This is a genomic window from Acinetobacter bohemicus ANC 3994, assembly GCF_000367925.1.
Taxonomy (GTDB): domain Bacteria; phylum Pseudomonadota; class Gammaproteobacteria; order Pseudomonadales; family Moraxellaceae; genus Acinetobacter; species Acinetobacter bohemicus.
The window spans coordinates 34,736-55,488 of sequence record NZ_KB849170.1 but is presented as its reverse complement, the minus strand read 5'-3'; the positions used below and the strand labels follow the sequence as shown (position 1 = coordinate 55,488).

Sequence of the window (20,753 nt, the reverse complement as noted above, 5' to 3'; positions counted from 1 at the left end):
ACAGTGCAATGAGCACCATGCAACAGACAGATGTATTGATTATCGGCGCAGGACCATCGGGGAGTTCTGCAGCAGCATTGCTGCGCCAAAAAGGCCATCAGGTCACGATCATTGAAAAACAATATTTTCCACGCTTTTCGATTGGCGAGTCTTTGTTACCACAATCCATGGTTTTTTTAGAAGAAGCGGGGCTGCTTGATACCGTACGTCAACATGTAGATGAATGTGGATTTCAATTTAAAAATGGCGCAGCTTTTTTAAGGGGCAAGCAGCGCAGTTTTTATGACTTCACCGAAAAATTTAGCGATGGTCCGGGCACCACTTGGCAAGTTCGCCGTGCCCATTTTGACCATTTATTGGCGCAGAAAACTGAACAATATGGCGCAGAAATCCGCTTTGGTCATGAAGTGATTGATGTCGATGTGGAGTCGAAGCAGCCAATTTTGACCGTGAAAAATGAGCAAGAACAGGTTTACCAGATTCAAGCCAAGTTTTTACTCGATGCCAGCGGCTTTGGTCGGATTTTGCCGAAGTTTTTAGATTTGGAAAGCCCATCCGACTTTCCAGTCCGTCGTGCTGTGTTCACCCATATTGAAGATGGCATTTTGGATGATGCTGAATTTGATCGGGAAAAAATCCTGATTACGGTACACGCCAAAGATCAGCGAGCTTGGTATTGGCTGATTCCTTTTGCCGATGGCCGTTGCTCTTTTGGTGTGGTAGCAGAACAAGATTTTTTTGAACAATACGGTTTTTCTGCCCAGCAAGAGATAGATTTAGCTGCATTGTTGAAACGTATTTTAGCCGATGATGAAAGTTTATCGCATGTGCTGCGCAACGCTAAATTTGATACCCCTGTACGAACTTTGGTCGGCTATTCTGCCAATGTTAAACATTTGGCAGGTCGTAATTATGCACTCTTGGGCAATGCCGGTGAATTCTTAGATCCTGTATTTTCCTCAGGGGTGACCATCGCGTTAAAATCTTCAAGCTTAGCCATTCCTCTGGTTGATCAAGTGCTGAACGGGCAAACGGTGGACTGGATGGCGCAATATGAAAAACCGCTGCGTGAAGGGATTCAAGTGTTTCGTGCTTATGTTGAATCCTGGTATTCAGGTGAATTCCAAGATGTGGTGTTTTCGACTCAGCAAGATGAAAAAATTCGCCGTATGGTGTCATCCTTGTTGGCGGGTTATGCATGGGACACCACAAACCCCATCCATAAAAATGCCAAAAAACGCTTAAGTACCTTGGCTGAATATTGCCGTGAGCCACAGCACAGTGAAGCTATAGTCCATGGTGCTTAATATGCAAGTGAAATGGCAATGGACGGGATTGTTACTTGCTGCACTACTGTGCTGTAGCGGTTGCCAATCTCTGCTGCCCAAAGCGCAGGGTTTGACCACCACAACATGGCTTGCACAAGAGTATCAGCGTCAGGATCAGCTTGAAGTGCAATGGAATAAGCATAGTTTTAGCTTTTTGTTGTATCAGCAGCAACAAGGGCAAAAACTGGACATGCTGGCTTTATCTCTCACCGGACAGCAGTTATTTAAACTCAGTTTTGATGGTCGGAAAGTACAGGTTGAACAACGTATTGAGCAAATGAAATTATTGCCGTTTGAGTTTGTGGTGCGCGATATTTTATATGCCACTTATCCAAATTTTGCCCAATTACAGTCACAAAATGTTCAAGTTAAAACTGTTCAGGTTAAAAATGTGGCTCAGACGCAGTCTATTTTTATCAATCAACAGCATGTGTTAAATATCCTGCATCAGGATGCCGTGATTGAATTAGATAATCTGCAAGTGCCTTATCAAATGGTCATCAGTGCTTTGCATGATCGTTTAGAAACAACTGAATAAAGGAGGATGATGATGAGTGAGCAAATCAGTACACAACATCCTGCGGTAGGCATTCAGTTTAGCGTGGGGTTATCTGCCTTAGGCCATACGCCTGAACAAATCAAACAGGCGTTGACGACAGCGCAAAATAGCTTGAGTTTAAGATCCGGCCTTATTTCCGAAAAACAGGTTTGGGTCGGTGCCTATCAACAGCCTTTAATTGAAAGCGTTCCTGACTTTTTACACGCTGTCGATTCACGCAATTTACGTTTTGCTTTAACCGCTTTAAGTGCAATAGAAGCTGAAATACGCGACTATACGGCGCAATTTGCGCCTAAACGCTTAGCGATTATTTTGGGCACCTCGACCTCGGGGATTGCTGATAATGAAAAAGTCCTCAAGTCATACTTTGTTAATCAGCATGCTGTTGAAGTCGTGCACGGTAAACAGGAAATGGGCAGCTTAGCCAAAGCGCTACAGCAGTATTTGGGTTGGGAAGGGCCTGCCTATACCATTTCTACCGCCTGTTCTTCCAGTGCTAAAGCAATGGCAGCAGGGCAGCGTTTAATTAATGCCGATTTAGCCGATGCCGTTTTGGTGGGTGGGGTGGATACGTTATGTCAGCTAACTCTGAATGGTTTTAGTAGCCTAGAAAGTTTGTCTCATGCTCTTTGTCAGCCCTGTGGGGCACAGCGCGATGGCATTAATATTGGTGAGGCTGCGGGTTTATTTTTATTGTCTAAACAAACGGCACCCGTGATGTTAATGGCAGCAGGCGAGTCGATGGATGCATGGCATATTTCAGCACCGCATCCCGAAGGAAAAGGCGCGGCCGAGGCGATGCAAAAAGCCTTGGATATGGCGGGTCTGACCGCACAGGATATCGGCTACTTAAATATGCATGGCACCGCGACACCGCAAAATGATGCTATGGAAATTAAAGCCGTTCAGACGGTATTTCAGCATCATGCTGTGCCGCTGAGCAGTACCAAACATAAAACAGGGCATTGTTTAGGCGCTGCTGGAGCAATTGAAGCGGTGATTTGTCAGCAAGTTTTAGCCGATCAGTCATGGTTGCCGCTGCATCAATCGGGTCACATTGATGCAGAATTGGATGAGCAGAACTATGTGTTGAATGCACAGCTGTCACAGCCAATAAACTATGTGATGAGTAATTCTTTCGCTTTTGGCGGAAGTAATATCAGTTTGATTTTTGGAACGCAGCTGAAATGATGGATGCCGTACAGTTTATTCCACATGAAAAACCGATGGTTTTTGTTGATCATTTAATTGAAGCGAATGAAAATTTTGCGATTGCGGAATTATTGATTCAACCTGACTTAATGTTTTGTGATGCACAGGGTTTGCCAACGTGGAGCAGCATTGAACTGATGGCGCAGACCATCAGCGCTTATGCAGGGCATAAAGGGCAAATGTTAGGCTTGCCACCAAAAATTGGTTTTTTATTGGGCACGCGTAAAATGCAGTTGCCATTGCCTTATTTTGCCTTGGGTGAAACCGTGCGTATTAAAGCAGAACAAAGCTATTTGCATGAGGGTTTGGGGCAGTTTAACTGTGAAATTGAGTACCGAGAACATCGTATTTGTGCCATGTTGAGTGTATTTGAACCCGCAGAAATTAAAGAAAATATTAGGAATTTAGCGTGAGTAGAAGAATTTTAGTCACAGGCTCAAGCCGTGGCATTGGTCAAGCGATTGCCTTGCAATTGGCACAGTCAGGTTTTGATGTCACCGTACATGCGCGTTCAAGACAACAAGAAGCAGAGCAAGTGGTGCAACAGATTCAGGCTTTAGGGCAGGAAAGTCATGTCCTAATGTTTGATGTGAACGATCGTGAAAACGTCATGCAATTGCTGGAGCAAGATGTTGCAGAACATGGTGCATTTTATGGGGTGGTACTCAATGCAGGACTGACCCGTGATGGCGCCTTTCCAGCCCTAACGGATGACGATTGGGATGATGTGATTTCGACTTCACTGGATGGTTTTTACAATGTGTTAAAACCATTGGTGATGCCGATGATTCGTTTGAAAAAAGGCGGACGCATAGTCACTTTATCTTCGGTATCGGGTTTGATGGGAAATCGTGGTCAGGTCAATTACAGTGCTGCCAAAGCTGGCTTAATTGGCGCGACTAAAGCTTTAGCACTCGAGTTAGCGAAGCGAAAAATCACGGTAAATTGTGTCGCACCCGGTTTAATCGAAACCGAAATGGTCACAGAAGAAGTCAAAGAACATGCCTTGAAAATGATTCCCTTACAACGGATGGGGCATGTCGATGAAGTTGCCAAAGTGGTGAAGTTTTTATGCAGTGATGATGCCAGTTATATCACCCGTCAGGTGATCTCGGTCAATGGAGGTTTGATGTGATGAAACGTGTTGTTGTCACAGGCATGGCAGGGATTACCTCACTAGGTGAAACTGCGGATCAAATTTTTGCTCAGTTTGAACAGGGTAACAGCGGTATCCGCTACATGCCAGAATGGGAGCAGTTCACCGATTTACGTAGTAAATTGGCAGGGCCTGTAGCGTCTTATACCGTTCCTAAACATTTTAATCGTAAAGTGACGCGTGGTATGGGGCGGGTGGCTTTAATGTCGACGGTCTGTGCTGAAAAAGCGTTAGAAGATGCGGCACTATTGAATGATCCGATATTAAGCAATGGACAAACCGGTGTGGCATTTGGTTCATCCGCTGGAAGTGTCGATGCCATTCGCGAGTTTGGCAGCATGTTGCACGATAACAATATGAACAAACTCAATGCCACCACCTATATTCGTATGATGTCACATACCAGCGCCGTGAATATGACGGTGTATTTTGGCTTAAAAGGTTTAACTTTGCCAACGTCTAGTGCCTGTACGTCAGGTTCAATGGCGATTGGTCAGGCCTATGAAGCCATTAAATATGGCAAGCAAACTGTGATGTTGGCAGGTGGTGCAGAAGAGCTGAGTGCGGCAGGTTCGGCTGTATTTGATGTTTTGTTGGCAACCAGTAGTCAAAATGAACATCCAGAAAAAACACCACGTCCATTCGATGCCAAGCGTGATGGCTTAGTGATTGGCGAAGGGGCAGGCTGTTTGATTCTAGAAGAATATGAACATGCCAAAGCACGCGGTGCTAAAATTTATGCAGAAGTCATTGGTTATGGCAGCAATAGTGATGGTCAGCATGTCACCCGCCCAGATTCGGAAATGATGGGGCGCTGTATGGAATTGGCATTGTCTGATGCTCAAGTTCCGGCCGATCAAGTGGATTATGTCAATGCACATGGTACATCCACCGATCAAGGGGATATTGCCGAAAGTCAGGCAACTGCACGAGTTTTGGGCAAGAAACCGATTAGCTCACTGAAAAGTTATTTTGGACATACTTTAGGGGCTTGTGGTGCGATTGAAGCTTGGCTGAGCATTGAAATGATGCTGCGTAGCCAGTTTATTGCCACCTTAAATTTAGAAGAAATAGATGCTTTATGTGGCGATCTAGATTACATCGTCCAGCAATCTAGAAAGATGAATGCCAATATGATTATGAGTAACAATTTTGCTTTTGGAGGAATTAATACCTCCCTGATTTTTAAACGGGTTTAACAACAACGAGAGGGTAAACTCATGTTCATGAAAAAAATAGTACTAACAACTGTATTGTCTTTGGGTGCGGTGGTTTCTGCACAGGCTGCTGATACTGCACATAATTTGGATTTTAAAAGTGCCGTTGAACGTGCCGTTGCCGATGGGACTTTAGATGGTTCGGTCAAATTTTATTTAGCAGGCACCAAGTCTGGCGGTAAAGTTTTACAAAAAGATGCAGTGACCAATAAAAAAACCAATGGTTTTGCTAAGTCGGCAGAAACTGCGTGTGATCACGTTTTACGTTCAGCACTGATTCAGTTGCAAAACACGGCAAAAGCGAAAGGCGCAAATGCAGTCACCAATATTGTCAGTTACTTTAAATCGAATGAAAGTAAAAGTAGCACCACCTATCAGTGCTTTAAAGGCACGGCTGTGGCAAGTGTGGCTTTAAAAGGCGATTTGGTTAAGTTCTAAGCCTAAGCAATAAAAAAGCCCATCAAGTGATTAATGCCAGTCAGTTAAGAAGTTGACTGGCTTTTTATTTTAAATTCATAATGTTATTCGATACGCGGAAACGTCATCCGCAACTGTTCGAGGCAAGACTACTTTGAAAAAGTAAAGTTTCTGCGATTAATTAATCAATAAAAGAGATTTGACGAGTTTTGCGGTGAGGCGCACTGCGCCGCAAGATGCCTTTCTTGCGAACTCAAAATATATTTTGAGTTTCTCATTTGGGCTTATCCAAAGTAATAGATGAGCTCCAAGTATTTGATTTAAAGATATAAGACTCCGTTGTGAAGAACTAAAAAGTTAAGGAGTTTATTATAAAACTCCTTAACTGATCAGCATTACATCAAGTGATGGGCTTTTTTAATTCAAGGTAGAGCAGATTATTGCGGAATTTCTTCTTCTTCAAACTCAGGTTTCACCTGAACAATGAAATCTTGACGGTTCAGACCACGCCATAAAGCGAATGCAGTACCGATATAAATTGAAGAATATGTTCCGACAAAAATACCAATACACATAGTCACAGAGAACCATTTCAGACCATCACCCCCCATAAACAACATGGCAAGTACCACAAGCAACAGGGTCATTGAGGTGTGGACGGTACGGCGTAAGGTTTCAGTCAATGCAATGTTGACGATTTCCAAAGGGGTCGCACCGCGAATTTTACGGAAATTTTCACGAATACGATCCGATACCACAATATTATCGTTTAACGAAAAGCCGATTAATGCCAGAACAGCAGCAAGTACGGTTAAGTCAAACGGCCATTGCATCATGGCAAAAATACCAACGGTAACAATGATATCGTGGAACAGGGAAATCACCGCACCCATCGCGAGTTTGAACTCAAAACGGATGGTGACGTAAACCAGCATGAGAAGAAGCGCAAGTGCAACAGCACCCGCTGAGCGGATATATAACTCATTACCGACTTGACCACCGACAGAATCCACTTTATGTACTTCAGCAGGATTGTTCGGTAATTGGGCCGCTTTGGTAATGGCGTTCGTCAGATCCTCAACTTCAATGTCTTGAACGGGCATACGTACAATCAGGTCTTTATTACTACCGAGCGTTTGTACCACAGCATCATGAAAGCCTGCTTGGTCTAAAGCTTTAACCACGTCAGTTTGGTTGGCAGGTTGCGCATAATTTAACTCGGCAGAAACACCACCGGTAAAATCCAGCCCCAAGTTCAAACCTTTGGTCACAATAAAGAAAAGACTGCCAATGGTCAGAATGATGGAAATAATTGCGGCTGGAAACGCAATTTTCATAAACGGAATGACGCGTTCATCATCCGGGCGACCGTATTTTTTTGAATCAGGTTGAGTCATGTCAGTCATCATCGATCTCCTTATATGCTCAACTTCTTCAAGTTACGTTTTTTGCCATAAATGAGTTGTACAATTGCACGGGTTACTGTAATTGCAGTAAACATTGAGCAAACAATACCAATCATCAGTGTTACGGCAAAACCTTTGATCGGTCCCGTACCAATGGCAAAGAGAATAAACGCAACGAGGAACGTGGTTAAGTTCGAGTCGAAAATAGTGTTATAGGCTCGATCATAACCGGCAACAATGGCCTGTTTGGGCGAAGCCCCCCATTTTATTTCTTCTCGTATTCGTTCACAGATCAGGACGTTGGCATCGACTGCCATACCAATGGTGATCACGATGCCGGCAATACCCGGAAGGGTCAGTGAAGCCCCAATCCATGACATAACCGTCAAGAGCATTGCAAGGTTAACCACAAGGGCAAAGTTGGCAATTAAACCGAATAAGCGGAAGAATGCGACCATCCAAAGGGCAACCAGCAAGAAGCCGATTTGAGTAGACAATACGCCTTTATCAATATTTTCCTGACCCAGACTTGGACCAACCACACGTTCTTCAACGAAGTACATCGGTGCAGCCAGCGCACCAGCACGAAGCATGAGCGCAAGTTCAGCCGCTTCTTGGGGTGAATCTAGACCAGTAATACGGAATTGTGAGCCCAATACCGCTTGAATGGTTGCGGCATTAATCACCACAGATTCTGTATAAGGGGTACGAACTTCAGTTTGTGCACCTGTAACCGGATCGGGTACATAGCTGATTTTTTGTTTGTTCTCGATGAACAATACCGCCATGCGTTTACCAACCGCACTACGTGTTGCATCGGCCATCAACTTACCACCAGCACTGTCTAAAGTAATATTTACTTCAGCACCACCAGTATCTTGGCTAAAGCCACTAGATGCGTTTTGTACACGTTCACCAGTTAAAATACGGTTACGGTTTAACAGTAATTGGCGACCGCTATCCAGCGATTCATAAGCAAACAGTTCCGTGCCTGGTGGTACTGCCTGACCATTTGACTTGCCTGTATAAGGGTCAATGTATTGGTCATTCAAATCAGACACTAAACGGAATTCAAGATTTGCAGTACGGCCTAAAACACGTTTTGCTTCAGCAGTATCTTGAACACCCGGTAATTCAACCACAATACGGTTGCTACCTTGAGTTTGCACCAATGCTTCTGCTACACCTAACTCATTAATACGATTACGTAACGTGGTTAAGTTTTGATTCACCGCATAAGATTGGATTTCTTGCTTACGTACATCGGTATAGCTCAAACGTAAAGTTGAACCCGACTCTGATGCAATGGCTTGTTGAGTGAACTCATTGCCATTACGACGTAAGAAATCCATCACTGCATCACGGTCAGCATTATTGGCAAACTGCATAGTAATCGTATTGTTATTCAACGCAAGACTATTGAATTTCAGTTTGTTATCACGAAGCTGACGGCGTAAATCAGTTGCAGAGGTTTCCAGACGCTGACTGATGGCTTTATCCATATCCACTTCAAGTAAGAAGTGAACACCACCACGTAAATCTAGACCCAATTTCATTGGTTTTGCACCAATTTTTTGGAGCCATTCAGGCGTGGTTGGCGCAAGGTTTAAAGCAACAACGTAATTTTCACCAAGACCACGACGTAATACTTCTTTGGCTTTTAATTGCGCTTCAGAAGAATCAAGACGTAAAAGGGCAGCATTATTACTAAAGCTGTTGTCATGGCTTGGAATTTTTTCACTTTCTAATAATTGCTCTGCTTTTTGTACGATGCTTTGGTCAATTTGGGTACCAGCTTTGGCACCCGAAATTTGAACAGCAGGTTCATCTGGATACAAACTAGGCAGGGCATATAATGTACTAATCACCAGAACAATGATGATCAGCAGATATTTCCATGCTGGGTAACGCATTTATTTTCTTCTTAAAATGAAAAAGTCGTGCTAGGGCACGACTATTTTTGATTAGAGATTATTTAATGTGCCTTCAGGAAGAACTGAAATCACACTTGCACGTTGAACTTTTATTTCTACGCCACGGCTTAATTCAACCACGACAAAATCACCTTCAATTTTCAGGATTTTGCCCATAAGGCCGCCAGCAAAAACAATTTCACTACCCACACCAAGGCTTTCAACTAAAGTGCGGTGTTCTTTAGCGCGTTTTGCTTGAGGACGCCAAATGAGGAAATAGAAAATTGCGACAAATACCGCAATCATCAAAAGGTTAGTCACCAAACTTGGTTGGCTTGCAGCTTCACCCGCTGCGTGAGCAGTAGAAATAAAAAGGCTCATTTCATTTTCCTAAAATAAAAAACTGTATATCAACAATATGATAATAAATTAACTTGCTCAGCAATTTACCCTGTCTTTTTCTTCAGCGCAAACACTGAAAGATTAATCTTCAGGACAAGGGGGAACGTCTAGACCACGACGTGCATAAAAATCGTGGACATAGGCATCAAAAGTACCATTATCTAACGCATCACGAATGTCTTGTGTAAATCTTTGGTAATAACGTAGGTTATGAATGGTGCCGAGCATTGAACCGAGCATTTCACCGCATTTTTCCAAGTGGAATAAATACGCACGAGTGAAATTTTGGCAAGTATAGCAATCGCATTCTGAATCGAGCGGGCTTTGGTCATGACGATATTTGGCATTACGAATACGCACCAAACCGTCGGTCACAAAATAATGACCGTTACGTGCATTACGTGTTGGCATCACACAGTCAAACATATCGACACCACGACGAATGGCTTCAACGATGTCTTCTGGCTTGCCGACTCCCATCAAGTAGCGTGGTTTGTCTTCAGGCATTTGTGCAGGAAGATAATCCAAAACTTTGATCATTTCTTCTTTCGGTTCGCCTACTGAAAGTCCGCCAATCGCAAAGCCATCAAAGTCAATTTCTTTTAAGCCATTCAGCGATTCATTGCGTAGGTCTTCGTACATGCCACCTTGAATAATACCAAACAGCGCATTGCGATTTTTTAGCACATCATGATGTTGGGTTTTACAGCGTTTTGCCCAACGCAGTGAAAGCTGTAATGATTTTTGTGCTTCTTCATGTGTGGCTGGATAAGGCGTGCATTCATCAAAGATCATCACGATATCTGAATTCAAGGTATGTTGAATATCCATTGAAATTTCAGGGGATAAAAAGACTTTTGAACCATCAATGGGTGAGCGGAAAGTTACACCATCTTCTTTAATTTTACGCATTGCACCCAAGCTGAAGACTTGGAAACCGCCTGAATCGGTCAAAATCGGTTTATTCCATTTCATGAATTCATGTAAACCACCATGTTCACGAATCACATCTAAACCTGGACGTAAGTAAAGATGGAAGGTATTGCCTAAAATAATTTGAGCTTTAATGTCCTCAATATCACGTGGCAACATGCCTTTAACCGTACCGTAAGTACCGACAGGCATAAACACAGGTGTTTCAATCACGCCATGTTCAAGCGTTAAACGACCACGACGGGCACGACCCGACTGACCTAATTTCTCAAACTTCATAAAATATCCTGAACAAGAGCAAAGCACTGCGTGCAGTGCAAGAGCGAAAAAACAGTTCGCCGCTAAAAGTTGGCTATTTTCCTAGATTACGCAGATAAACACCAGTGTTGTCGAGTTTTAACTCAATACTTTCTCGATTAAAGGTCACTGGCAAAATAAAGACCAAAGCATCAAAGTTGCTAAGTGCTTGGTGTGAATGAGGTATTTAACTGGGGGATTATTTTTCTAATGTGGCGCTGGTTTTGATTTCTTAAGGCGGGTGAATATTAAAGAGCAATAAAAATATTTTTAAATAGAGCGTCTTGCATCTTTCATAGTAAAGGATGCAAAACGTCTTAGGTTGAAAACAGATATGACACACTTATTTAAAAAAACTTAAGCATTTAGATCATGACTAGAGCTTGATAAATTGATATATAAATGACCTTAATTTATGTGCTGCAATGAAGATTTTTTTTGCACTGCCTTAATATGTGTTGCAAAGTTTAAATGACCTTTGCGTAGGCATTATTTCTACTTTTGAAAGGTCAAAAGTAGACAAAAACCTTTTGTTAGCCTGAGCGAACATCCCTGTACGCCAGCCCAACGGATGGCATCCATGCCACCCTTACGTGAAATTAATTTTTTCTATAATTTAGTTTGGCTGGTTTAAGCCGCTGCATAACATCAGTTAAAAATTCGGTCGGTAGTCAAAATTTTGCGTTGCCGCTTGATCTCGAAAGGGACGAACCGCTTTTTTACCGAGGGTCATGGTGTTGACAATGTTATTCGGGAAAATTTGAATGTGGTTGTTAAACAACTCTACATTACGGTTAAAGATGGTAATGGCTGCACCGACATTTTCATTTTGTTCTTCAATTTCATTCATCATTTTAAGATAAATTTCATTGGCTTTGAGTTCAGGATAGTTTTCCACCACCACATTTAAACTATGCATCAGTTCTTTATTTAAACTTTCAATGCGTTGTAATTGCGAAACGTCGGTAGTGTTCACATTGAGATTTAAAATATTTTGACGCAGTTCGGTGACTTTTTCTAAAGTGCCTTGCTCAAAATTTGAATATTGCTCAACAAGTGGTTGTAGACCATCTAAAATTTTAATTTTCTGACGTTCATAACTGGCAACATCTGACCAAGCTCGAATAGAGGCATTGTGATGGCGAACAATATTATTTCGAATCATCACACATGCGACAATTGCAGCGATGATGAAGAGTAAGAAAATCAATAACCCCATTGATAAGTCCCCAAAATATGAATAATTTCTATTTTAAAAAATGTGTTAAATCACGCTGTAAGCTTTCTAGATAAGGTAATTTAAAAGTACGTAAGTGTCCACGTAATGCAGAAATATCTTGAATGTTTTTTGCTTGTGTCGAGATTTTAAATAAATTCGCTGGCCCTAAAAAGCATAAAGTATGACTGCTTGGATGGAACAGTAAATCGCCCTGACGCTGGGCAAAAAAATCGGCCAATCTCAGTACAAATGCAGGCGAGAGGAGTTTAGCGGTTTGCATTTCATCGCTGCCAAAAATATTTAACTTTTGATTGGTTTGGATGTCGCTGGTATGCCAAGGAAAACGATAAGGATAATAAAAATCTTTGTTTGCCGTGGTGATGGCCAGCCCTTGCGTTTCTACATCAAAAACAAATACGCCCCATAAGTCTTTATGAATTTCTTTGACTTTGACCTCATCACCATCTTTATTGCTGACACGAATTTCATTGACATAGTGATATTGAAAGACCATGACTTGGTGTTGTTGACCCTCTTCATCTTCCCAGACGGTGCTGGCATAGTAGGGCAGGTCATTGGAAATCGTGCCTTGATTAAACACGGGAAACAGGCGTTTTAAATGCGCAATAAATAAAACAGGTTGTAATGGAACCGAGATATGTTGCGGTTGCTGATGCAAAGCCAATTGGTATTTTTTATTAATGCTTTGTTGTTCTAGAAATTCGATCACGTCATCAATCGGTTGTTGGTCTTCATAACTGATATAGGCCCAAAAAATCATCAGCAGGCCACTGATCAGACCCAGTTGCATCCAAATATTGCTGGGGGCAATAAAAATCAGCAGCATAAAAAACAAACCTAGCGCTGCTAAAAGCAGAGGCAAGACATTTTCGAACTTAAGCACAATTGGCGCATTCCACGGATGTAGACCGTCTAAAATGTCCTGATGGCTTTGTGCTTTACGTCCAAGATCCTGTAGCCGCGCGATATTTTGAAACACACGTTCATTTTTTTTACGTCGAATATGAATCGAATGTTGAACGCTATCGAGCGGCATGGGGTTCTTCTTTTATCAGCAAAGGTTAAGCTGTGATTTTATCCACCAGCATGGCATCACCATAACTAAAAAAGCGGTATTTTGCTTCGACAGCATGATGATAGGCATCTAAAATATTATCACGATTCGATAATGCTGAAACGAGCATTAATAGCGTAGATTCAGGTAGATGGAAGTTGGTGATTAAGCGATCGACCACTTTAAAATCATAACCGGGATAGATGAAAATTTGTGTATCACCGGTCCATGCAGCCAATGTTCCGCCATGCGCTTGCGCTGCACTTTCAACGGCACGCGTTGCTGTTGTTCCAACCGAAATGACTTTATTGCCACGGGCTTTGGTTTGACGAATCAGTTCAACGGTCTGTTCAGGAACATCACACCATTCGCTATGCATAATATGGTTTTGGATGTCTGTGGTGCGTACCGGTAAGAATGTACCTGCGCCAACATGCAGCGTCACAAAGGCTTTTTGAATACCTTTAGCTTCAAGTTTTTCTAATAAGCCTTGGTCAAAGTGCAAACTCGCCGTAGGAGCGGCAACACTGGCCAGTTTAGTCGGGTCATTAAAGACCGTTTGATAACGCTCGGTATCAATCGCTTCGGCTTCACGGTTAAAATACGGTGGAATGGGTAAAGCACCATATTGATCGAGTACATTTAAAATTGGTTGTGAAAACTCGACAATAAATAGGTTTTCATGGCGACCTTGCACCGTCACTTTGATTTCATCATCACCAATAAAAAGTTCAGCACCGGCTTTAGGCGAATTACTGGCTTTAATGTGGCAATGTGCAATAAATTTATCCTGCATGCGTTCCACTAAAACTTCAACAGCACCGCCCGTGGCACGTTTTCCTTTTAGCCGTGCTTTCATCACTTTGGTGTCATTTAAAATGAGTAAGTCACCGGCATTGAGTAAATCAAAAATGTCAGTAAAATGGCAGTCGTGATATTGCCCTTGCTGATCTAAATGCAAAAGGCGTGAAGCACTGCGGGTATCTAAAGGGTAGCGAGCAATTAGCTCGTCAGGGAGATCAAAGTTAAAGTCGGAAAGTTGCATCTTTAAGGTATAACAATAAGAAAAACGTCTGCATTATAGTCCCGAAAAGGGTGCACGAGATAATATCTGATGTTTTTTAAGCCAAAGTTTTTGCTTTTGCTTTAAAATTGAGCAATTGACTGAATTAGATAATTGACAATTCTAAGTTTAATAGTAATATAGCGACCACAAGCTAATGTGCTTGTAAGCCCCTTTCCCGAGGTGGTGAAATTGGTAGACGCGGTGGATTCAAAATCCACTATCAGAGATGATGTGTCGGTTCGAGTCCGACCCTCGGGACCAGATTCAAAAAAACCCCAAGCCGGTACGAAAAGCTTGGGGTTTTTTTTATGCTTAAAAAATTGATTAAATTCTAGCGTTTAAGGTCAAATTAGCGACCATAAAAAAGAGTCTGTCGGAAATTGTCACTTTTGGTCTGTTTGTGCCTTTTTTTCATTGTGTTCTATGTGAAAGTTTGTTAATAGAATGGATAGGGCGTAGTTGTTTTTTAACTATAGAGGGTAAAAAAATTTACGAGGCAGAGATGAAAATGCAGTTACTTGAAATAGGCTCCGCAACAGAGCAGCTCAGTGCTTGTAAAATATCATTATTGCTTGGTGTTTTTACTCCAGATAATCGTGTCGAAGGTTTTTTGAAATTTGCCCGTGGCATTTTACAAACAGATTGCGGCATTCTTGGTTTTCATAATGAACCCTACATTTGGTATGCCTCACCGAAATGGTTTAAAGCCTTTCACTCAAAAAAAGAAGCCAATTTATCTGCATTTTTTGAAGGCGATACGATTCTGAGCGTCAAGCATAAAAATTATGCTGCTTTTTCTCAATATGTGCATGATTTAGGTGTTGCACATAACCGAATTGTGGCTTTTGATTTAAAAATAAATAAAACAGAGTCTATTGGGCACGTTATTTTATTTGATGAACAGTGTGAAGAATTTAATGAGAAAAATTTAGAACTTGTGCATGAACTGGCCATGAGTTTGATTAAAATTGTTGAATTGCATTCAGATTATGCAGAGCTAAAAGAATTATATGAACAACAGTGTGCTTTAAACTCGAGTAAAACCAAGTTTTTTCAAATTATTGCCCATGATTTGCGTGCACCATTTCATGGCTTAATTGGCTTCTCTGAAGTTTTGGCGCAAGAGCGCGCTACGCTTGATGATTCAAACATTCAAAGTATTGCCGATTATTTATTAGATACCTCGCAATCAACCTATAACCTGTTAGAAAGTTTATTAAATTGGGCCATGGCTGAAGGTGGACGTTTTATTTACCATCCCATCAATTTCAATTTAAAACAATCTTCAAAAATTGTGTTTGATGTCTTGAATACCTTGGCGATTAAGAAAAATATTCAACTGATTGATCGAGTACCCGATGATTTAAAAGTCTATGCCGATATTAATATGGTGACTTCTGTTTTACAAAATCTGGTTTCTAATGCACTGAAATTTACCTATGTGGATGGGACCGGGAAAGTCATCATGTCTGCCGAAAAATCCAAACATGGTGTTGATATTTATATTGAAGATACTGGACTTGGCATGACGCAAAGCCAGATTGATGAATTGTTTCAACCGCGCTTAACGGTCAGTTTTAAGGGAACTGCGGGTGAGAAAGGCATGGGTTTAGGTTTGGTATTATGTCAACGCTTTGTGGATTTGAATCAAGGTGAAATCTCGGTACAGTCAAAAGAAGGCGAGGGAACGATCTTTAAAGTTTCTTTACCCGTCGCCGTGAATACGCATCAGGCTTTACCGTTGGATAGTATTAAACAGGCGATCACTGAATAAAAAACAACAGAAGCTTAAATTTCTTTTCCCCTATTTCTTTTCAGCTGATATAACTAGAAAAAAACGAGGCTGAAGGTTTAGAAATGAATGCGGAACAATTGCAGAAGACATTACGTGCGAGCCAATATGCAGAACTGGTATTGGGAAATCACAGTATATTTTTAGAACAAGATTATGCAATTGACCAATTTATAAATCCTTTAACGACCCAACAAATTCAGCACATTGTGCAAACGTCTTTAGATCACCTTACTGATGAAGCGACATGGATGCGAGAAATTCGTATTCTTCGTGCACGTTTAATGTTTCGTTGGATTTGGCAGGATGCCAATCAACTTACTGATGTGGTGACCTTAACACGTGAGCTGTCAGATTTTGCTGATGCGACAATTTGTGCAGCAAAAGACTTTGCCCGAATTCCGTTGGTGGCTAAGCATGGTGAGCCTGTTGGTTATAATGGCAAAGTACAAGATTTGATTGTTGTGGCGATGGGGAAACTTGGCGCACAAGAACTGAATCTTTCCAGTGATATTGATCTTATTTTTGCCTTTGATGAACAGGGCGAAACCAATGGCCGAAAATGCATTGATGTACAGCAATTTTGTATTCTTTGGGGACAAAAACTGATTTATCTGCTGGATCATATTAGCGCAGATGGTTTTGTCTTCCGTGTTGATATGCGCTTACGCCCGTGGGGCGATGGTTCTGCTTTAGCAATCAGCCATGTCGCATTAGAAAAATATTTAAGCCAGCATGGACGTGAGTGGGAGCGTTATGCATGGATTAAGGCACGTATTGTAACGGGCGGTCAAAAGGGTGAAGAACTGCTGGATATGACCCGACCCTTCGTGTTTAGAAAATATGTCGATTACACCGCCTTTGAAGCCATGCGCGAAATGAAAGCCATGATTGAACGTGAAGTGTTACGTCGTAATATTGAAGATGACATCAAGCTGGGTGCAGGTGGGATTCGTGAAGTTGAATTTATTGTGCAGGTTTTTCAGCTGATTTATGGTGGCTCTAAATTGGAGTTACAAGATCGCCAGTGTTTAGTCAGTCTGCATCATTTGGGTGAAGTTGGGCTTTTGGATACGCAAGCGGTCATTGAACTGGAAGATGCTTACCTGTTTCTGCGCCGTGTAGAACATGCCATTCAAGCATTGAATGATCAACAAACCCAATCCTTACCGACTGAGCCTGATTTACGTCAACGTATTGTGGATACTTTGGCATTTAGCGATTGGGAAGCATTCCTTGAAACGCTAAATGCTAAACGAGCCAAAGTCATTCATCAGTTTGAACATCTGATTAAAGAAAAAGAACCCGATCCTTTAATTGAAAGTTTTAGCCAGTTGGAAAAACAACTGGAAGCGGTACTGGATGATGGTGCAAAAAACTTGGTACATGAGTTTTGGTATGGTCATGCTTTAAAGAAATTACCAGCGAAAGCGGTACAACGCTTAAAAACCTTTTGGCCGCATTTGATTGAAGCAATTTTACAGTCGAATAAACCCCAAACTGCACTTTTACGCCTCATGCCTTTGGTGGAGTCGGTGATGCGTCGTACCGTGTATTTAGTGATGCTGATTGAAAGTAAAGGGGCATTGCAACGACTGGTAAAAATGGCAACGGTCAGTCCGTGGATTTGCGAAGAATTAACCCATTATCCGGTGTTGTTGGATGAGTTTTTGTCGATGGATTTTGAGTTGCCAAAACGCCAAGATTTAGAAGACTCATTACGTCAGCAATTACTACGCATTGAAATTGATCAGGTTGAAGATCAACTCCGTGTATTACGACTGTTTAAAAAATCCAATGTCTTGGCCGTGGCAGCCAGTGACGTCTTGGCAGAAAGTCCTTTGATGAAAGTCTCGGATGCTTTAACCGATATTGCTGAAGTTTCAGTCAATGCAACCTTAAATCTGGCCTATCAAATTACCGCGAAAAAACATGGCTTTCCACTTGATGCAGAAGGGCAACGTTGTTCAACCGATCATACAGCATTTACGGTCGCTGGTTATGGCAAGCTCGGAGGCATCGAGATGGGGTATGGCTCAGATTTGGATTTGGTGTTTATTCATTATATGGATGAACAGAGCGATACGGATGGTCAGAAAAAAATCAGTGGTTTTGAGTTTGCGATACGTGTGGCGCAGAAATTTATGTCACTGATGACCACGCAGACTTTGGATGGACGTGTTTATGAAATTGACACCCGTCTACGTCCATCAGGTGAAGCAGGGCTTTTGGTTACCAGTTTAAAAGCCTTTGAACAATATCAATTAAAGAATGCATGGTTATGGGAACATCAGGCTTTGGTTCGCGCACGTTCAATTGCCGGCGAGCAAAGTTTGCGCGATAAATTTGAAGCATTGCGTTGTCGTATTTTAATTCAGCCTCGTGATGAAGCCAAAGTTCGTGAAGAAGTACTGAAAATGCGTCAGAAAATGAAAGACCATTTGGGCTCGTCAAAAGAACAGCAAAAAGATGGAATTTTTCATTTAAAACAGGATGCAGGTGGTATCGTTGATATTGAATTTATGGCACAGTATGCGGTACTCGCATGGAGTGGGGCGAATTCTGATCTCGCCCATTATTCCGACAATGTAAGAATCCTTGAGGATGCCGCAAACGCCGGTTGCTTATCCAGTGACGACGCGACAGCATTGATTCAAGCCTATTTAAGTGAACGCGCTGAGAGCCACCGTTTAGCCCTTGCCAATCAATCGATGCAAGTGAATGCTGCGGATTGGTTCGATACCCGAGAGGTGGTTTGCAAGCTATGGCAGAGATTAATTGATCCAACAGCGACCTTCGCTTTGGAACGTGAATAATTGTATAAAAATTGGAGTTTGTGTCATGAATTTGGCTGATCGTGATGGTTTTATTTGGCAAGATGGACAGATGGTTGATTGGCGTGAAGCGAAAATTCACGTTTTAACTCATACATTACATTACAGTATGGGTGTTTTTGAAGGTGTCCGTGCCTATGAAACTCCGAATGGAACCGCGATTTTCCGTTTGCAAGATCACACTAAACGTTTGCTGAATTCTGCAAAAATTTATCAAATGAAAGTTCCATATAATCAAGCAACATTAGAGCAAGCTCAGATTGATGTTGTACGTGAAAATAAATTGGCTTCTTGCTATTTGCGTCCAATTATTTTTATCGGTTCTGAAAAATTGGGGATCGCTGCAACAGACAATACCATTCATGCCACTGTTGCTGCATGGAGCTGGGGTGCTTACCTTGGTGATGAAGCAATGGCGAAAGGTATTCGCGTTAAAACATCATCATTTACCCATCACCATCCAAACGTGACTATGTGTAAAGCAAAAGCATCGGGTAACTATACCTTGTCTATTCTTGCACATCAGGAAGTGGCACACTCGGGTTACGACGAAGCAATGTTGATGGACCCACAAGGCTATGTATGCCAAGGTTCAGGCGAAAACGTATTCTTAGTGAAAGATGGCGTATTGCATACCCCAGATATTTCGGGTGGTGCATTAGACGGTATTACCCGTCAAACGATTATCACCATTGCCAAAGACTTGGGTTATGAAGTGATTGAACGCCGTATTACCCGTGATGAGTTTTATATTGGTGATGAAGCATTCTTTACCGGTACTGCTGCGGAAGTTACACCAATTCGTGAATATGATGACCGTGAAATTGGTTGTGGTTCGCGTGGTCCAATTACTGAGAAAATTCAGAAAGCATTCTTTGATGCAGTTCAGGGTAAAGACCCTAAATATGCACACTGGTTAACTTACGTAAAATAAGCTGATCAGTTAAGATGAAAAGGCGAAAACTTGGTTTTCGCCTTTTTTTATGGATTAATATTTTCTTGATTTAGGTTGATTCTCTTCGAAGGACATTTTTATGCATATTGTCTATGTTAGTGATGGAAAGGCGGGGCATCGCTCACAAGCAATCGGTTTGTATCAGGCAATGCAAAGACAAAGTAGAGAAGCGGTGACTTTTGAAGAGATTCTCATTGATCAATTGCCCATTTTTAGCTTGTTATTGGCGACATTCAAACAAAGCACATCGGCTGTTGCTCAGTCACCGGATTATATTTTTGGTGTAGGCAGCCATACTCAGCTACGTGTTTTATTGTTGGGAAAAGTATATCCACAAGCCAAAACCGTGATTATGATGAAGCCGAATTTTCCATTTACTTGGTTTCATTATGCTGTGATTCCGGAACATGATGGGGTTGAAGCATCTGCTCATGTTATCATCACAAAAGGTGCGCTCAATCCGATTGTGAATGAGCAAAGACACCAGAAAAATAGAATTTTAATTGCATTAGGCGGATCATCGAAACGCCATCAATGGAATGAAGAAAAGGTTTTGGCTTCAATTGATGAAATCGTGAAGACGCATCCTCAAGCCGATATTATTTTGACCACTTCACGACGTACACCGAACGCGTTTTTAGCTCATTTGAATGAGAGTCCATTGGCATCTCATCTACACATATTTCCTGTTGAACAAACCCCGCAAGGCTGGATTTTTGAAGAAATGCAAAAAGCAGAAGCCGTTTGGGTTACTGAAGACAGTGTTTCGATGATTTTTGAGGCATTCACAGCGGGTTGTAAAGTTGGGGTGATTGAAATTGACCGTTTGAAATCTGATAGAATTACGCAAATGATAGATAAGTTATTATCTTTACCTTGCGTTGAGGAGAATCAGCAAGGTTTGATTAATCTTCAATTGAATGAAGCAGATAGAGTTGCTCATATTTTATTGAAAAATAGAGATGTTTAAAT

The 20,753-nt window shown here is 41.8% G+C and carries 18 protein-coding genes and 1 tRNA gene; 12 read left to right on the top strand and 7 right to left on the bottom strand.

Going from position 1 to position 20,753, the window contains the following annotated elements; genetic code table 11:
• Positions 1 to 8 precede the first annotated feature (8 nt).
• Genes F994_RS09880 through F994_RS09850 form a run of 7 tightly spaced genes read left to right on the top strand, consistent with a single transcriptional unit; the run spans position 9 to position 5,910 of the window.
• Complete coding sequence (locus F994_RS09880; RefSeq protein ID WP_004650222.1) at positions 9 to 1,307, top strand: NAD(P)/FAD-dependent oxidoreductase; 1,299 nt, start codon at positions 9 to 11, stop codon at positions 1,305 to 1,307.
• A 1-nt stretch (position 1,308) separates the two neighbouring features.
• A complete protein-coding gene (locus tag F994_RS09875) occupies positions 1,309 to 1,866 on the top strand; it encodes a DUF3261 domain-containing protein (protein WP_154649954.1) in 558 nt (185 codons plus the stop codon).
• 12 nt (positions 1,867 to 1,878) lie between these two features.
• A complete protein-coding gene (locus tag F994_RS09870; protein ID WP_004650219.1) occupies positions 1,879 to 3,078 on the top strand; it encodes a beta-ketoacyl-[acyl-carrier-protein] synthase family protein in 1,200 nt (399 codons plus the stop codon).
• Entirely contained in the window at positions 3,075 to 3,512 is a 438-nt protein-coding gene (locus tag F994_RS09865) for a hotdog family protein (protein WP_004650218.1), read from the top strand. Before F994_RS09870 ends, F994_RS09865 begins: the two co-directional genes overlap by 4 nt.
• Complete coding sequence (locus F994_RS09860; protein WP_004650217.1) at positions 3,509 to 4,234, top strand: 3-ketoacyl-ACP reductase FabG2; 726 nt, start codon at positions 3,509 to 3,511, stop codon at positions 4,232 to 4,234. Before F994_RS09865 ends, F994_RS09860 begins: the two co-directional genes overlap by 4 nt.
• Entirely contained in the window at positions 4,234 to 5,454 is a 1,221-nt protein-coding gene (locus F994_RS09855; protein ID WP_004650216.1) for a beta-ketoacyl-ACP synthase, read from the top strand. Before F994_RS09860 ends, F994_RS09855 begins: the two co-directional genes overlap by 1 nt.
• 21 nt (positions 5,455 to 5,475) lie before the next feature.
• Positions 5,476 to 5,910: a hypothetical protein gene (locus tag F994_RS09850; protein ID WP_004650215.1), complete on the top strand. Its 435-nt coding sequence runs from the start codon at positions 5,476 to 5,478 to the stop codon at positions 5,908 to 5,910.
• Between the two features lie 416 nt (positions 5,911 to 6,326).
• On the opposite strand, the gene secF is transcribed toward F994_RS09850, so the two are convergent.
• From secF to queA, 7 genes are all read right to left on the bottom strand, one after another.
• A complete protein-coding gene (secF, locus tag F994_RS09845; RefSeq protein WP_099049323.1) occupies positions 6,327 to 7,298 on the bottom strand; it encodes a protein translocase subunit SecF in 972 nt (323 codons plus the stop codon).
• Between the two features lie 8 nt (positions 7,299 to 7,306).
• Positions 7,307 to 9,208: a protein translocase subunit SecD gene (secD, locus tag F994_RS09840; protein WP_004650212.1), complete on the bottom strand. Its 1,902-nt coding sequence runs from the start codon at positions 9,206 to 9,208 to the stop codon at positions 7,307 to 7,309.
• A gap of 51 nt (positions 9,209 to 9,259) precedes the next feature.
• The gene (gene yajC / locus F994_RS09835; RefSeq protein WP_004650211.1) at positions 9,260 to 9,589 is read right to left on the bottom strand and encodes a preprotein translocase subunit YajC; all 330 of its coding nucleotides are present in this window, start codon (positions 9,587 to 9,589) and stop codon (positions 9,260 to 9,262) included.
• 102 nt (positions 9,590 to 9,691) lie between these two features.
• Positions 9,692 to 10,822, bottom strand: coding sequence for a tRNA guanosine(34) transglycosylase Tgt (tgt, locus tag F994_RS09830; protein WP_004650210.1), 1,131 nt, complete (start codon positions 10,820 to 10,822; stop codon positions 9,692 to 9,694).
• Between the two features lie 670 nt (positions 10,823 to 11,492).
• Positions 11,493 to 12,059: a LemA family protein gene (locus F994_RS09825; protein WP_004650208.1), complete on the bottom strand. Its 567-nt coding sequence runs from the start codon at positions 12,057 to 12,059 to the stop codon at positions 11,493 to 11,495.
• A 28-nt stretch (positions 12,060 to 12,087) separates the two neighbouring features.
• Positions 12,088 to 13,116, bottom strand: a complete 1,029-nt coding sequence (locus F994_RS09820) for a hypothetical protein (protein ID WP_004650207.1) — start codon at positions 13,114 to 13,116, stop codon at positions 12,088 to 12,090.
• 25 nt (positions 13,117 to 13,141) lie between these two features.
• Positions 13,142 to 14,179: a tRNA preQ1(34) S-adenosylmethionine ribosyltransferase-isomerase QueA gene (gene queA, locus F994_RS09815; RefSeq protein ID WP_004650206.1), complete on the bottom strand. Its 1,038-nt coding sequence runs from the start codon at positions 14,177 to 14,179 to the stop codon at positions 13,142 to 13,144.
• Between the two features lie 195 nt (positions 14,180 to 14,374).
• Here queA and F994_RS09810 point away from each other — a divergent pair.
• The 5 genes from F994_RS09810 (at position 14,375) to F994_RS09790 (ending at position 20,751) form a co-directional block, all read left to right on the top strand.
• Positions 14,375 to 14,461 (top strand) — tRNA-Leu (locus F994_RS09810).
• A gap of 241 nt (positions 14,462 to 14,702) precedes the next feature.
• Positions 14,703 to 15,974 carry a sensor histidine kinase gene (locus F994_RS09805; RefSeq protein WP_004650205.1) on the top strand — a complete coding sequence of 424 codons (1,272 nt, stop codon included), beginning with the start codon at positions 14,703 to 14,705 and terminating at the stop codon, positions 15,972 to 15,974.
• Positions 15,975 to 16,057: 83 nt separating this feature from the next.
• A complete protein-coding gene (gene glnE / locus F994_RS09800; protein ID WP_004650204.1) occupies positions 16,058 to 18,808 on the top strand; it encodes a bifunctional [glutamate--ammonia ligase]-adenylyl-L-tyrosine phosphorylase/[glutamate--ammonia-ligase] adenylyltransferase in 2,751 nt (916 codons plus the stop codon).
• A 25-nt stretch (positions 18,809 to 18,833) separates the two neighbouring features.
• On the top strand, positions 18,834 to 19,760 hold the full coding sequence (locus F994_RS09795) for a branched-chain amino acid transaminase (protein WP_004650203.1): 927 nt from the start codon (positions 18,834 to 18,836) through the stop codon (positions 19,758 to 19,760).
• Between the two features lie 100 nt (positions 19,761 to 19,860).
• Entirely contained in the window at positions 19,861 to 20,751 is an 891-nt protein-coding gene (locus F994_RS09790; protein ID WP_004650202.1) for an ELM1/GtrOC1 family putative glycosyltransferase, read from the top strand.
• Positions 20,752 to 20,753 lie beyond the last annotated feature (2 nt).

Excerpts from the sequence above, each read along its gene's own strand:
- F994_RS09805 (WP_004650205.1), top strand. The coding sequence starts at position 14,703 with ATGAAAATGCAGTTACTTGAAATAGGCTCCGCAACAGAGCAGCTCAGT.
- F994_RS09875 (WP_154649954.1), top strand. The coding sequence starts at position 1,309 with ATGCAAGTGAAATGGCAATGGACGGGATTGTTACTTGCTGCACTACTG.
- glnE (WP_004650204.1), top strand. The coding sequence starts at position 16,058 with ATGAATGCGGAACAATTGCAGAAGACATTACGTGCGAGCCAATATGCA.
- tgt (WP_004650210.1), bottom strand. The coding sequence starts at position 10,822 with ATGAAGTTTGAGAAATTAGGTCAGTCGGGTCGTGCCCGTCGTGGTCGT.
- F994_RS09795 (WP_004650203.1), top strand. The coding sequence starts at position 18,834 with ATGAATTTGGCTGATCGTGATGGTTTTATTTGGCAAGATGGACAGATG.
- F994_RS09825 (WP_004650208.1), bottom strand. The coding sequence starts at position 12,059 with ATGGGGTTATTGATTTTCTTACTCTTCATCATCGCTGCAATTGTCGCA.
- F994_RS09865 (WP_004650218.1), top strand. The coding sequence starts at position 3,075 with ATGATGGATGCCGTACAGTTTATTCCACATGAAAAACCGATGGTTTTT.
- F994_RS09820 (WP_004650207.1), bottom strand. The coding sequence starts at position 13,116 with ATGCCGCTCGATAGCGTTCAACATTCGATTCATATTCGACGTAAAAAA.
- secF (WP_099049323.1), bottom strand. The coding sequence starts at position 7,298 with ATGATGACTGACATGACTCAACCTGATTCAAAAAAATACGGTCGCCCG.
- yajC (WP_004650211.1), bottom strand. The coding sequence starts at position 9,589 with ATGAGCCTTTTTATTTCTACTGCTCACGCAGCGGGTGAAGCTGCAAGC.
- queA (WP_004650206.1), bottom strand. The coding sequence starts at position 14,179 with ATGCAACTTTCCGACTTTAACTTTGATCTCCCTGACGAGCTAATTGCT.
- F994_RS09880 (WP_004650222.1), top strand. The coding sequence starts at position 9 with ATGAGCACCATGCAACAGACAGATGTATTGATTATCGGCGCAGGACCA.
- F994_RS09870 (WP_004650219.1), top strand. The coding sequence starts at position 1,879 with ATGAGTGAGCAAATCAGTACACAACATCCTGCGGTAGGCATTCAGTTT.
- F994_RS09850 (WP_004650215.1), top strand. The coding sequence starts at position 5,476 with ATGTTCATGAAAAAAATAGTACTAACAACTGTATTGTCTTTGGGTGCG.
- secD (WP_004650212.1), bottom strand. The coding sequence starts at position 9,208 with ATGCGTTACCCAGCATGGAAATATCTGCTGATCATCATTGTTCTGGTG.
- F994_RS09790 (WP_004650202.1), top strand. The coding sequence starts at position 19,861 with ATGCATATTGTCTATGTTAGTGATGGAAAGGCGGGGCATCGCTCACAA.
- F994_RS09855 (WP_004650216.1), top strand. The coding sequence starts at position 4,234 with ATGAAACGTGTTGTTGTCACAGGCATGGCAGGGATTACCTCACTAGGT.